Source organism: Gorillibacterium timonense, from assembly GCF_001457415.1.
Lineage (GTDB): Bacteria > Bacillota > Bacilli > Paenibacillales > NBRC-103111 > Gorillibacterium > Gorillibacterium timonense.
The window spans coordinates 498,564-512,047 of sequence record NZ_LN881721.1; the positions used below are offsets into that span (position 1 = coordinate 498,564).

Genomic DNA, 13,484 nt, shown 5'->3' on the forward strand with positions numbered 1-13,484 from the left:
CCCCCTTATTTACCAACGCTGGAACCCTTCGAGTATAGGGAATGCTGGGAAACGAACCGCTCAACTTCCTCCGCGTATCGCTCCGGTTCATCGTCCGGTATCATATGGCCCGAATGAGGGAACTCGACAAGCTTAAGCGAGGGGATCGCACGCGCATAGACATCGAGATCGGCTTCTGTCAGATTGGAGGGGACCGCTGACTGTTCGTCCTTTCCGACGAAGAGAGTCACAGGCAGTCCTAGCTCTTCCAGTCTTGCTGCAAAATCCACGGTAACCGCTTCGCGATGCAAGCCTTCGAGTGCTTCTCGGCGCATGACCTGGAGCACAGGAACCCCGCGATAGACCAGGTTTGTCCAGAAGGCCAGTCCTTCCGCCGAAACGTTGATATGAACAGGCGGCTGATCGACCAGGAGCAGCCCTTTCATCTCCTGTTGATGCTGCAGGGTCCATCCGAGTGCGTAGGAAGCTCCCCGGGAGAAGCCGAGCAAGCAGTAGTTTTTCAAGCCAAAATGAGCCACGACCGCTGCGATGTCCGAGAGGTGATCCTCCAGGTCATAGCCCGATGATGGCGCCGAGCTGAGTCCCCGTCCCCGAAGGCTGAGAGCAATGGAATGGCCGGACAGCCCAGACATAAGCGGCAGTGCCCGCTCCGCCGGTTCCCAAATTCCGCATAAAATAAGCAGAGTGGGTGTGCTGTCGGAAGGGCCCCCGTTTTCCAACGCGTGCAGAAGAATCGAGTCATTGCGGATGAAATGATTTTTCATGGTTAAACCTCCGATTGGTAGAGAAGGGCAGGTGAAGCTGTCGATGTTGTCCATCATTCTAAGACGAAGAGGAAGATTTTTCAAGAAGTGAGTTGCCGATTCTATCCTCGTAGATCTGAATTTTCTCTTCCAGATGGCTCAGATGGGAGTCCCATTTCGCTTGTTCAGCGAGGACGAAGAGGCGATGACGTTTCAGCATGTCTAATCTTTCCATCATGGTAGAATTGCCCTCGTATCGCAGTAGGGCATAGGTCTTAATCTCTTTAATGGGCATGCCGGTTTCCTTCAACCGCTTAATAAAGTGAATCCAGCCGATGTCCTCCTCCATGTAGCAGCGTCTGCCTGCGGCGTCGCGCCGGACTGCAATCAACTGTTCTTTTTCATAGTAGCGCAGCGTGTCAATGCTTAACTGAGTGAGCGCAGAAAACTCGCCGATGGAATAGCCCATGATCATTCCTCTTCTCCTAAACCGATGCTTGACCTGGAGTTAACTCCAGATTGTATGCTTCCACTATAGGATAAGAAAGGAGGTTTGAGCAATGGAAACGGGTCGGTATGAGCGTGGACTAGAAAAGCTGTCGGAGGTCGATGGTGCAGGCGGGCAAAAGGTGATTGATTCTCTTCGCGAAATCGCTCCCGATTTGGGGCGCTATATCATCGAATTTGCATTCGGGGATATCTACAACCGAGCAGGGTTGGACCTTCAAGAGCGGGAGCTGGTGACCCTCGCCAGTCTGCTTACGGCAGGAGGCTGCGAGCCTCAATTGGAGGTGCACATCAACGGGGCATTAAATGTCGGCATTCCACCCGAAAAGGTAATCGAGGCCTTTATCCAGTGCATTCCCTACACCGGATTTCCCAAGGTGCTCAACGCGGTTGCCGTCGCCAAAAAAGTGTTTGGAGATCGCCGGATCACCCATCCGAGCAATGATTTGCGCTAATCGAAGAACGGGGCATAGCCATGTCTTCTGCTGATTCTTCACTTTTCTCCTTGGTTTGCCGATAACCGAATCAACAGACAACCAAAGGAGCTGCATGAATGACTTCCAAACGGACTCTTCGATCTCTGAATGTTCTGCTCGTACTTTCTCTGCTGTTCTCTGCGATCGCGTATGCCGGTCCTCAGAGCTTGGACCCCACATTGAAAAAGAAGGATGCGGCCGTCTTCGGCAATGGGAGCTTTCTAGAGGACAAATCCACCTTCACCAGCGCCGTGGAAGTCCAAATGAGCGAAAGCAACGGATACGTGTACCTGTCCTGGGTGAACAACCGCCCGAAGAACCCGATCTATTATGTCTCCATTGCCAAGGACGGCAAGTGGCTGGTTCGCAACAAGAAGGTTTTCGAAGCGTCCGGTGTCACGTCGCCGATCGGGAATGCGGAGTACAAGCTGAATGAAATCGTGAATCTTGGCAATGTTGTGTACCTGACCTACCTGGATATGAAAGGCATGAAGTATTACATCCGCCAAGTATCCCTCGATCCAAAAGGGACGATGACCGTCAACAAAACGATCTTCACCTTGCCGATCACGAACGAGAAGAACAATTTGAAGGCCGGGCAGATTCGGCCTGTCTATACGTCCAAGGGACCGGGAGTTATTTTTCATAAAACGTATGAGACGGAAACCGTGTACCCTTTCAAGGTAAAGGAAACGGCGTATACGATCTTCCTGGCTTCCACCCAGGCGAAGGCCGCCTCCTTCACGGATAGCACCTTCGCCTTGTACAAGCGCCTCCCGCGGGCCGAGATTGAAACCTCGACCAGGGAGTATTACAACGCCTATTGGGATATCGAGGGCAAAATCCTCTATCATAATGATGGTATGGGCTTTGTACGAAAGTTTAATACCGCCACGGGGAAAGCGGTCGTTGATGCGAAAAACAACCCGGTCTCCCTCGTCACGAAAGCAGCCTTTCTGCTCGACAATCAATACCTGTTTGCCTACAATTCAGTTTCCAAGAAGCATTGGGTAGAGCGCTTCGACAACAAAACGATGAAGACCAAAGCAGTATCCGATTACTTCAATCTAGATGGCTACTCTTACAACAACAAGGTATTCGCCACATCGACGGAGAAGGAAATTCACGTTTGGGAGATTACGACCCGCGTCGATTCGGCTCTGTCGCCAGCCTTGAAGCTGACCACCGTCACGAAATAGATTTAATGAAAGAGCAAGCACTCGATGCATGGCGTTGATTGCTTGCTCTTCCTTTTTGATCAATCCAATCGATTTAATCGGATATTTTTCTTGCAATCCACTTATAATTGATTATAATACTTGGTATAAGGGTTGTGGAGCGCTACAGAGTCCCCAAACCTGTCGAGATATGATGGTAGCCAAATGGATTGAGAGGCTCCAACATCAAAAAAGCTAACCTGCAGTTATCTGCTCAGTTAGCTTCAGGAGTGTAAGGATAGAGAGTAAGCGTGTGGAAGACCACTTCGCTGATGTACCGCAGGTGGTAAATGGCCAGATTTACCATCCGCTGATTACATAGTCATTTGTTCCATTTCGCTCATCATCGTCATCATCTTCGTCGTCATTTCGTCACACTCTTGAAGCTTCATGGTCATCATCTTCATCATGCTCATGTCAGTACAGCCTGCCTTCTTACACTCGTCCATCATCATCATCATGCACTTCATCTTGCACATCATTTCTTCCATGCACATGTTCATCATCATCGGCATCATCTTTTCCATTGGTCCTACCTCCTTGGTATTTTTTTCTAACAAGTAGAAGATAACATGTCCTTGGAGTCGACATCAAGGTCTTTTTTGACGTTCTTCAAAAAATATTTCGTGTGAAATCAGGACATTAGGATTTGACTTTCATGGCTTGGTTCTGAAGATCAAGCATAGGGGTTGCAGCAGTCGCCTTCAAGGCGAGCTGGCGCAGCCCCTTTTTGATTACCAGTGTGCGATCCCGTTACCAGATCCCCTCGTGGCCTCTCTATTTTTCGGCCAGGTCTTCGATCACGAGCTTGAACTGGCTTTCGGTCAGCCCGTCTACCCCCATTGCGCTCACGTCATAATGGGTGGCCTCGGCTTCGTCATACCAGATCGCCACATAATCGTTCTCATTGCCGCTTTGTCTATGGGCCAGCAGAATATCTTTGCCGCCCCTGATCCATTTTTCCTGGCTGAATCCGGAGGACAAGGTCTCTTCCACACGAACAGCATTTTTCGCCGCTGTGATGCGCAGGGTGGCCTCACCCCTGCGGTATTCCAGTTCGGCCCCTTCGGCATTCGTCCAATGGACCTCTTCGACGAGCAGGTCCTGATTCGGCTCCGCTGCCGCCCTTTTCTGAAGCTGGAAAAGCAATCTCTCATATTCTGCGGATGTCCGTTCATCCTGCTCATGGGGAAAGAGAGGGGCGACACTGCCGTAATCGAAGGAAAACCCTGCAGGCAATGCCGTCGGTTCTTTGATGACAGGGGCGGAAGTGCGAGTCAGGAGCTCTTCGAAATCGTTGTAGGAGTGAACTCTCGTATCATAGAGGTACTGAATGCTCGATGGGGAACGCCCGTCCCGGATGGAATAGGCGAGCAGCTGTCCCGGCTTCACCATCTCCAGAACGCGATCACGGTAGGAAGGGTTCACCTTGCTATCCTCTCTCGTAGATGGGTTAATCGGAGATGGCGACTTTCGAATGATCGATTGAATGATCACTTCACCTGCGCGATTGCGGATTTCAATGATATCACTCGCGGCATATACGGACGCCGACGCCAGCAGCAGGAGAAAGAACCCGGCGGCATAGATGGAGAGCCGCTGGCGCGGTTTATTGAATCTTCGCCGCTTTCCCGCTTGGATGGCGGTGATCCGGTTCATGACAGCCCCAGTCAGATCGATCCTCGGCAATTGATCGTTAGGTAAGAAATGCTTCTTCAAGTCCTCATATTCAGGGGCTGCTTGTTCTCGCTCCATATCGGTTCCTCCCGCCACTCCTCCATGGAATGCCTGACTTTTGCCTTGATCCGGTTTACTCTTTTCTTGGCAGCTTCGGGCTTGCATCCGATAATCGCTCCCAATTCCTCGTATGTCTGCTCTTCAAAAATGCGCAGGATGAGCAGAGACCGTTCCTCAGGCGACAATGCCGCCATAGCCGCTCTCGCTTTCGGACTGAACATACGCTTGTCCATGGTCTGTTCCGGGCTCTCCGACGCCGCTTCGGGGGTAAACAACCGTGGCAGCAAGTGAAGCTGATACCTTCGCTTTCTCAGGAGATTAAGGCAGTGTCGATGCGCGATTTTGTATAGCCAGGATGAAAAGCGAACAGTGGACTTGTATTGCCCAATCGCCTCGAAGGCTTTGATGAAAATATCCTGGGCGGCATCCTCAGCATCCTGCCGATTGCCTACTAGGCGTAAGCAGTATCGATAGATCGGCTGCTGATAGGTTTGAACGACTTCAGCGTAATCCCCGGTGCTGCCGTTCTGCACGTCGATGATCCGTTGTTCGATGGTCTGGTCGTCCGATGGAAGCTCCTCCTTTCGTGATGGTCACTTTCACTCTTTATAACACATCACAGAGCTCAAACGGGACATTTTCTCCCTTTACGGCTTACATTCTTCAATATTTCCATATTGCACCATCAACCAATCTCCCTTATTGTTAGATCCAAAGCGTTTGGCCTTTCGAAAAAGTGGGTCAGCGATGAATCGAATTGTTGAGGAGGAGACGGTGTTGGGTTATCGTGCAATCGTACTGGATCTGGACGGCACTTTTTTGGGGAAGGATAAGAAAGTATCTGCCCGGAATCTCGCCGCCGTTCTGGCATGCTATGAAAAAGGAATGCGAATCATCATTGCCACGGCTCGTCCGCCGCGGTCTGTGAATGTGATCTTGCCAGAAGAACTCCTGTCGATCGGTTCTTTCGTTTATTACAATGGAGCTCAAGCAGTCTGCCAGACATCTCTCACGGAGTTCCACTACGTCATTCCAGCTTCACTGACAGGAGAAATTATCGATTATTGCATACAAGAGTACCCGGATTTGGCCCTGTCCCTTGAGGTGAAGGGAGAGTGGTTTAGCTTGGGCGATCACGACTACATGACTACGATGCATGTTGAAGCGAATCCTCTTGGCAAAACCGTCGAGGAGCTCAAGCAGCTCGATGCTACGAAAATCCTGCTCTCGGGAGCTTTTAAAGGGAAACCCTTATTTGATCGGTATGGGGGAAAGGTAGCGATTGTTTACACGGATCGAAACAGTCTGGTTCAGGTGATGGCGCAAGGGGTTTCGAAGGAGCAAGCCGTGCTAAGGCTTTGCGGCGTGTATGGCTTTGAAGTGGACGAGGTTCTCGTCTTTGGCGATGACCACAATGATATCGGACTTTTTCGGATAGGGGCTCATGCCGTCGCCATGGGCAATGCGATCCCGGAATTGAAGGAGCTTGCGTCTGAAGTGACGTCCGCTCACGATGAAGACGGGGTTGCTCTCATCTTGGAGAGAGTTCTCTTGGGTGAAGAAAAACGCCGCCAAAGCCTACTTTGCGAGTAGTTTTGGCGGCATTTTATTCGTTGCGTGCTCGGATATCCTGGCGTTTTTTAACCGTTGAAAGTTCGGTTTTCTGTGAGTGCTCGCCGTAAATCCGTCATCCTTTTTTGGCGGCGATCGAGAAGACGACCGTCTTCTTGGCATTATCCACGAGGACGTTTACCGTATAGTCACCTACGGATTCCTGCTTGTCGGCCAGCAGCCGTCCGGCTTCGACATCGGCGCAGGTGGCGGTGAAGAAGCGGCGAAAGGCGCTTGCATCATAGGTAAACAGTTGATTGGCGAACAGCTCGATTGACTCTTCGTTTCGGGCTAATGTCCCTTCGCGCAGCCGAACGGTGATGCCGTAGGTATTGTACGTCGGATCCAGCCAAATCGCCGTTTCTTCCGTTGTCGCGGCGCTGCCTTGGCTTTCTTTTTGCTGAACCGCCTTCTTTTCCTTCTCGTCCTTAAACAAGCGAAGAGTCGTGTCCAGCAGATCGTAATTGGTGCCGCGAAGCTGCCCCGCTTTCAGCAGCGTATCGTACGCATCCCACATCCGTTTGTCGGGGAATACGACGATCTTCTTCCCGCCGGCTGTCGGCACAAGCCTTTGCAGCTTGTCCGCCTGCGGTTGAATCGGAATCCGCTTCGTTTTGTCGGTGAGGCGGTTCAGAATGACGAGCGCTTCTGCGCGGGATACATACCGTCCTACGCCAAACTTCCCGTCCGGGTACCCCTGCATGATCCCTTTGATCAGCGATTCCGCAATAAATTTCTGTTCACGTTCGTTTGCGCTGGTCAAGTCCCCGTAGGACGCCGCTACCGTCCGGCTGAACTGCTCGTCCTCGAGAAATTCAGTTTCCTGAAGGGTATAGAACAATACTTCGGCCACATTCTCCCGGGTCATGGATGTCTGAAAGTCACTGTAGCGGCTTTTGTTCAGAAAGTTCAAATCGCTCGCGACATCGATATAGGGCTTCGCCCAGTATCCGGTCAAGGCGGGCTTGAAGTCGAAATACCGGTAATCCTGCTTCAGGATCGTCCGATTTTCATCCGTAAGCGAATCTAAGAAGGAGGCGCGCCAGCTGCGCTCCTGATTTGCATGAAGGTCGCTGAATGACAAGATGAGCATCTTGATGAACTGATCCACCTTTACCGGTTCGTTAGGCCGAAAGGTCCCATCCGGATATCCGTTCAAGATCCCTTGGTCCACCATTGTTTCAATCGCTTTTTGCGCCCAATGGCCGTTAATATCCTTGAATGCGGCGCTCGACTTTTCGCCGGCTGCCCCAGCCATGCCAGTCATGTGAGTCATGTTGATCAAGCCGGCCAGCAAACAAATCGAAAGCGTAATCCGCAAACTTTTTCTGGCGAATCGTCCTATTCCCTGACCTATCATGTCGTGCCTCCTGAATGAGATAATGGCGAAGGAAGCGATTCGCTTCTTTCGCCACTATTCAGAAAACCATAATTCGGAAGGGTTGTGAATAGGTCAAATGACTGCCGCAGGGCTTGCCGATACCCGGAGATACGGACTAGCTCCAAACGACCGGATTTGGCGTAAAGACAGGGAAGAAATTAGGCGAATTAGGCAAATGGGAGTGCTTCTCTAGCCCCTCGGCCGTGCGGAAACCGCAAATTTTACCGAAGACCTTCAACAGGTGTCGGAATGTGCGCAATCCGCTTGCTTGAGTCGAAGCTCTTGCACGTCTGTATTCGGAGTGAACGCGGCCTCGAATCCGTCTCGAGTTATGGGGAACGTGCGGGAGCAGCGGGGGAGACAGAGGGGAAGGACGAGATGCAAAAAGGCGCACATGAGATTGCCCTGTCGCTTTCGTCGGCCCCCTTAAAGTTGTGATGTTCGACTATAAGTGATTAAATGAACTTGGTTCCCACAATTGAATGAGGAGGCGCACGTCATGAAGCAAGCGATTTTTTCTCCGTCCAAGTACATACAAGGAAGAGGCGAAATCGGCAATCTCGGCGACTACTTCGCTGTGCTTGGCAGCAGAGGAGCCTATCTGATCGTGGACCCGTTTATTTTGTCCGTCTATGAGAAGGAGATTTCAAGCGGGTTCCGCGAGCGGTCGATCTCTTTTACCCTGCAGAAGTTTAACGGGGAATGCAGCAAGAATGAAGTGGATCGGATCGTTCAGGCGATGAAGGAGAAATCCGCTGATGTGGTGATCGGAATCGGCGGCGGCAAAACGTTGGACACAGCCAAAGCGGTTGGCTTTTTCGCGGAATTGCCGGTCGTCATCGTTCCGACCATTGCCTCGACCGACGCACCCTGCAGCGCCTTGTCCGTGCTGTATACGGACGAAGGTCAGTTTGACCGGTACCTCATGCTGAAGAGCAATCCTAACATTGTGGTCGTAGATATCGACGTTGTGGCCAAGGCTCCGGAGCGACTCCTGGTTGCGGGGATGGGCGACGCATTGTCCACCTATTATGAAGCGAGAGCCTGTCATCGCTCGGGAGCGTTATCGATGGCTGGGGGAACCAGCACGATTGCTGCCCTCACCATCGCTCGGGCCTGTCGGGACGTCTTGTTTGCCGATGGGCTGAAAGCCAAGCTTGCCCTCGAAAACAAGGCCAGCTCGAAAGCGGTGGAGAACATTGTCGAGGCGAATACCTACTTGAGCGGAATTGGTTTCGAGAGCGGCGGTCTCGCTGCAGCTCACGCGATCCACAACGGCTTGACGGTTCTCGAAGAGACCCACCATCTGTACCATGGCGAGAAGGTTGCGTTCGGTACGCTGGCTCAATTGGCGCTGGAGAATGCGGAGCTCGCCGAGATCCAGGAAACGATTGATTTCTGCAAAAGCATCGGCTTACCCACCACGCTGAAGCAGCTCGGAGTGGATCGTACGGACCACGATAAAATCCGGAAAGTAGCCGAAGCCAGCTGTGCCGATGGGGAAACGATCCACAACATGCCGTTTCAGGTGACTCCCGAGGATGTGTTCAGCGCCATTCTGGTTGCGGACCGTTTGGGAGAATAAACAGCCTTACGCAAAAACAGGAGGGTCGCCGGCTTATGCCGACGACCCTCCTGTTTTTGATTTATTGAGCAGGAAATTCAAAGCTATACGACTTGTTAAGATTGGTTCAACAGTTCCTGAATCACCGTATCGGTTCTAAGCGCCCTCATGAGGATGACGACAGCTTCCGCGCGGGTCACCTGATCATTCGGTTTGAAGACATCTCGGCCTCTTCCCTGGATGATCCCGGCTTCCGCCGCTTCCAGAATCGCATCTCGCGCCCAGAAGTGCGTATCGACGTCCCTGAATGTGGGAACGGCCGAGTTCCCCCCGCTCGAAACAGCTTTAAAGTTTAGGATGCGAGACAGGATGACCGTCATCTCGGCGCGGGTCAGATTCCGATCTGCTCCGACCGTACCGTCCGTATAGCCGTTCAGGATGCCGTTGGATAACAGTAGCTCAAGGGATGGACGTGCCCAATGCTCGGATATGTCTTTGACGGATGAAGAGACAGTTCCTGGACTCAATTGGAAGGCCCTCACAAGCAGAGTACTGAATTCGGCCCGCGTAATAGAGCTGTTCGGATGGAAGGTGCCATCCGGATAGCCGTTCACAATGCCGATTCGGGCGGATAGCGTGAGCTCCTCCGCTGCCCAGTGCGACTGGGAATCGGACAAGCTCGATGGAAGTGGTGAGGCCAATGCTCCTTGGAAGGCAGAGATCAACCGGTCTACTGAAACAAAGCTGTTGAAAGGTTGTTGGGTGGACTCCGGTGTCGAAGTTGGTACTGGAGTCGGAGACGGCGTACCTGTCGAATCAGGCGTAGGCATCGGTGTTGATGTTGATTTTGGTGTTGGCGTCGGCGTTGGAGTCGGAGTCGGACTGGCGGTTTCTCCTGATTCATCCGTTGGTACAGGCGTTGGCGTCGGAGATGGCGTTCCCTCAGGTGACGGTGACGGCGACGGACTCGGCGTCACTTCCGGTGTTGCAGTCGGTGAAGGAGTAGGTGTCGCGGTAGTCGTTGGCTCCGGTGTTGGCGCCGGCGCATTTTCCACCTTCAACGGGATCGCAGTCGACACGTTCCCGTAGACGGCGGTGATTACCGTATCGCCAGCCGAGATCGGCGTGACGGTGCCTCCGTTTACCACAGCTACAAGCGATGAGGCGATGGTCCAAGTCGTGTAGGGAGTGACGTCGACTTGGGTCTCGTCCGAATAATGGGCGCTGATGGTCGCCGAAGCGGTTTGGCCCATCTGGATGGTGAGGCTGAGCGGATCAGCCGTTAGATGAGTGACGGCCCTAACCGCAACGGTTTTTATTGCAGGAGGGCTAAGCAATGTTCCGTCGTTCACGACAAAGGAGAGCGAACGGGTATTGGTGTCAGGCGATAGCGCGGAATTGGCATAGGTCACGGCCCGAAGGGCGCTCTGCCACTGGCTCAACGAAGCGCTCGCTCCACCGGAGGTCAACGTCAGGATGCCTGTACTCGCATCATAGGACGAGGCTATATTGCCGAAAGCGGCGGCATCATCATTCGTAAAAGCGAGGAGATCCTCGCCAGCTCGGAAGTTCGCGGTGATTGCTATCGTAGATTGGGCAAGGGTCGGACTGTCCGGGTCCATGACGGTGATGCCGGGATCGACGATGACCGGATTGGCGTTAGAACCGGCTGTATAGAGGGTGCTGCCGCCGCTGGGAGCAACGACCGGAGGGAGGTTGGGCGGAACGAATAAGAATTGTTGGATCTTGATCACAATAGCGCTGCTATCGGTGCCGTCACTCACCTGAAAGGAAAAGATTCGAGTCGGGAACGCGGTAATCGGGGCTTGAAGGGTGTAGGTTACGGCGCGCAGGGCGTTCTGCCACTGTGCGACAGTGGCGGTAGCCCCTGCAGAGGTGAGGGTCAGCACGCCGGTCCCGGTGTTATAACTGCCCGTTATATTGCCGAAAATGGTCGAACTTGTGTTTGAAAAGGCAAGGGCATCCTCCCCGGGATTGAAGGGGGGCATGATGGCGATCGTCGCGCTGGCCAGTGTCGAATTGTCCAGATCCGAGACCGATATAGAGGGATCAATCGGAGCCGGGGTATTAGGAGAAAAGAAGGCGAGACCGCCGCTTGTCGTCAGGATCGGCGTCTGATTGACGTCTGTGACGGTGACAACCTTGGTGGCGGTATTGCTGGAGGCTGTATCGTCATTTGCCATGAAGTCAATTGTCCGGTTAGCCGAATTCGGCGTCACGGCCGAATTCGTATAGGTTACCGAGCGCAAAGCGCTCTGCCACTGGGCTAGGGTCGCGGTCGCCCCGCTTGAGGTCATGGTCAGCACGCCTGTTAAGGCGTTATAGCTCGCAGTAATATTCCCCATGGTCAAGCCGTCATTGATAAAGCTCAGAATATCTTCTCCGCTATGGAGATTCCCCGTAATGGCCACTATCGCACTCGGCAATGTTATATCATCAGGGTCAGTCAAAGTGATCCCGGAATCGATGGTAACGGGGGTGGATACGGTATTATTGCCGGCTGTGAAAGCGGTACTCCCACTGCTCGTCGTCACAACGGGCGGAAGACCTGGTACAGCATAGGCGGGGGAGAGCCCGGCTGAACCGGCGGCTATCTGCACGAGCCATGTTAAAATGAGGGTAAGGATGATTTTGCTGCGAATGCGTTTCATGATGAGGCCTCCTGTTCGAGTGGATACGGTGGTGGTTGATGAGAATGCGGGAGAATGGAACGAAAATGCAGTGAACTAAATCACTGCGTTTCTTTGAATAGAAACCGTTAGCTTCGAAGCTGGACTTCAAACAAAGTCTTTTAACACGTGGAAAAATTCAGTAAACACCAATTGAATCTACTATAACCAGTTTGTCGAATTATGACAATAGTCACAATTTAATTATTTCGAATCTTCGCTTATTGGAGATGTCGTGAGGTATCTGCTCCGAGGAAAACAATCAAGCGCGAAGAAGCACCGCAGCCTCCTCTCGGCAGCGGTGCTTCTAGTACGCTGTCAACCTTAATCGTATCGATACGAAGCAGCGTTGCATAACAACCCTCGATTATTTCTCCACCAGTTTCCCCGTGTATACATAACCTTGCGACTCGATATCGATAAATGCGGTCCCCACTTTGCTGCCGTCTTTGTACGCAGTTAGAGTGAGTTGGATCGGTTCCGCCAAATCATGATTCTTCTCTAGTTCTGAGGGGAGAGGGGACCAATAGACCGTCTCACCTGGTTTGATTTCGACTTCATGGCCCTGATCCCTCACCTTATAGGAAGGGGCGGACCACAAGAGCAGGTGACCGTCTGTTGAAGCGATATGGATAGCGTCAGCCTCATCTGCTGTTACCTGAATCGGGAATCCCGGAGCGCTGCTCATGGCGGTGCTGTATTGGCCGATGGGGAACGATGCTTCCGGCTGTACGGTAACCGGGGTTCCATCCGCTGCGTATACCGTGACGGCAAATCCGCGGAAGAGGGCGGAGCTGCGTTCCGTACCGGGATGCATCCGATCGTCCCCGTGGTTCGGCCATAGGGGCGGCAGGAACAACGTCGCGATCAGCAGCAGAACAAAGGACACCGCCACCGGAAAGAGTAGGCGTCGAGTTCGGTTCCGGTTCCGCCTAGTTGACGACTTCACCGCTTGAACGACCTGACGGGCAAGCTGCTCCCGCTCTTCCTCTGACAGTCGGACCTTGCTCATTCCATCCTTGTATCTATTCATCTTCGCTTCCCTCCAGTCTCTTCTTGAGAAGGGCTCGCGCCCGCATCAATTGGCTGCGAATGGTGCTTTCCTTGACGGAGAGAAGGGAAGCCATCTCCGCCGTGCTATACTCTTCGAAATAATAGAGATGAATGACGACGCGGTATTTTTGCGGAAGCTCCAAGACGGCCTCCACCACCTCCCGCTCTTCCGTTCCCCCAAGAGAAGGGGAGACTTGCTCCAGGGGGACCGAACGCCTTCGTTTTAAGCTTCGTAACAGATCCTTGCAGCGATTGATCGTGACCCGGAGAATCCAGGCTTTTTCATGCTCGCTGTCCCGAAAAGTCGGGGTGCTGCGGAGCAACTTAATAAAGACCTCCTGACTGATATCTTGGGCGTCGCTCCTATTTCCGGTATAGGTGAAAGCGAGCCGCAGGACCATATCGGAGTATTGTCCAATCCATTCGGATGCCCGATGTTCCAGATCCGATTCTTCGATGTGGATCACCTCGCCGTTTATTTAGAACACGCCGATCTCCATCATAA

The 13,484-nt window shown here is 52.7% G+C and carries 13 protein-coding genes; 4 read left to right on the forward strand and 9 right to left on the reverse strand.

Translation table 11 applies throughout. The annotated features are described in order from the left end of the window. Nucleotides 1–5: 5 nt before the first annotated feature. Nucleotides 6–764, reverse strand: a complete 759-nt coding sequence (locus BN2684_RS04305) for an alpha/beta fold hydrolase (protein ID WP_058300930.1) — start codon at nucleotides 762–764, stop codon at nucleotides 6–8. A 58-nt stretch (nucleotides 765–822) separates the two neighbouring features. Next, nucleotides 823–1,212 carry a MerR family transcriptional regulator gene (locus BN2684_RS04310; RefSeq protein ID WP_058301015.1) on the reverse strand — a complete coding sequence of 130 codons (390 nt, stop codon included), beginning with the start codon at nucleotides 1,210–1,212 and terminating at the stop codon, nucleotides 823–825. A gap of 91 nt (nucleotides 1,213–1,303) precedes the next feature. On the opposite strand from BN2684_RS04310, the gene BN2684_RS04315 reads away from it, so the two are divergent. Then, a complete protein-coding gene (locus tag BN2684_RS04315) occupies nucleotides 1,304–1,705 on the forward strand; it encodes a carboxymuconolactone decarboxylase family protein (protein ID WP_058300931.1) in 402 nt (133 codons plus the stop codon). Nucleotides 1,706–1,803: 98 nt separating this feature from the next. Further along, a complete protein-coding gene (locus BN2684_RS04320; protein ID WP_058300932.1) occupies nucleotides 1,804–2,925 on the forward strand; it encodes a hypothetical protein in 1,122 nt (373 codons plus the stop codon). 332 nt (nucleotides 2,926–3,257) lie between these two features. Here the strand turns inward: BN2684_RS04320 and BN2684_RS04325 are convergent, their stop codons facing one another. The 3 genes from BN2684_RS04325 to BN2684_RS04335 all read right to left on the reverse strand — a co-directional run bounded on the left by BN2684_RS04325 (nucleotide 3,258) and on the right by BN2684_RS04335 (nucleotide 5,213). Continuing rightward, nucleotides 3,258–3,470, reverse strand: coding sequence for a hypothetical protein (locus BN2684_RS04325; RefSeq protein ID WP_058300933.1), 213 nt, complete (start codon nucleotides 3,468–3,470; stop codon nucleotides 3,258–3,260). Nucleotides 3,471–3,720: 250 nt separating this feature from the next. Beyond that, nucleotides 3,721–4,698, reverse strand: coding sequence for a hypothetical protein (locus tag BN2684_RS04330; RefSeq protein WP_058300934.1), 978 nt, complete (start codon nucleotides 4,696–4,698; stop codon nucleotides 3,721–3,723). Continuing rightward, the gene (locus tag BN2684_RS04335; RefSeq protein ID WP_234340153.1) at nucleotides 4,659–5,213 is read right to left on the reverse strand and encodes an RNA polymerase sigma factor; all 555 of its coding nucleotides are present in this window, start codon (nucleotides 5,211–5,213) and stop codon (nucleotides 4,659–4,661) included. Before BN2684_RS04335 ends, BN2684_RS04330 begins: the two co-directional genes overlap by 40 nt. A 214-nt stretch (nucleotides 5,214–5,427) precedes the next feature. Here BN2684_RS04335 and BN2684_RS04340 point away from each other — a divergent pair, with 214 nt between their 5' ends. Then, nucleotides 5,428–6,273 (forward strand): HAD family hydrolase, encoded by an 846-nt coding sequence (locus BN2684_RS04340; RefSeq protein WP_058300936.1) that lies wholly within the window; start codon nucleotides 5,428–5,430, stop codon nucleotides 6,271–6,273. Between the two features lie 94 nt (nucleotides 6,274–6,367). Here the strand turns inward: BN2684_RS04340 and BN2684_RS04345 are convergent, their stop codons facing one another. Next, the gene (locus BN2684_RS04345; RefSeq protein WP_058300937.1) at nucleotides 6,368–7,651 is read right to left on the reverse strand and encodes an S-layer homology domain-containing protein; all 1,284 of its coding nucleotides are present in this window, start codon (nucleotides 7,649–7,651) and stop codon (nucleotides 6,368–6,370) included. A 520-nt stretch (nucleotides 7,652–8,171) separates the two neighbouring features. Here BN2684_RS04345 and BN2684_RS04355 point away from each other — a divergent pair. Beyond that, nucleotides 8,172–9,257 (forward strand): glycerol dehydrogenase, encoded by a 1,086-nt coding sequence (locus BN2684_RS04355; RefSeq protein WP_058300939.1) that lies wholly within the window; start codon nucleotides 8,172–8,174, stop codon nucleotides 9,255–9,257. Between the two features lie 95 nt (nucleotides 9,258–9,352). Here BN2684_RS04355 and BN2684_RS24420 read toward each other — a convergent pair whose 3' ends face one another. From BN2684_RS24420 to BN2684_RS04370, 3 genes are all read right to left on the reverse strand, one after another. Next, complete coding sequence (locus tag BN2684_RS24420) at nucleotides 9,353–11,908, reverse strand: S-layer homology domain-containing protein (RefSeq protein WP_058300940.1); 2,556 nt, start codon at nucleotides 11,906–11,908, stop codon at nucleotides 9,353–9,355. 385 nt (nucleotides 11,909–12,293) lie between these two features. Continuing rightward, nucleotides 12,294–12,959, reverse strand: coding sequence for a hypothetical protein (locus tag BN2684_RS04365; RefSeq protein ID WP_058300941.1), 666 nt, complete (start codon nucleotides 12,957–12,959; stop codon nucleotides 12,294–12,296). After that, entirely contained in the window at nucleotides 12,952–13,446 is a 495-nt protein-coding gene (locus BN2684_RS04370) for a sigma-70 family RNA polymerase sigma factor (RefSeq protein WP_199825296.1), read from the reverse strand. Before BN2684_RS04370 ends, BN2684_RS04365 begins: the two co-directional genes overlap by 8 nt. Nucleotides 13,447–13,484 lie beyond the last annotated feature (38 nt).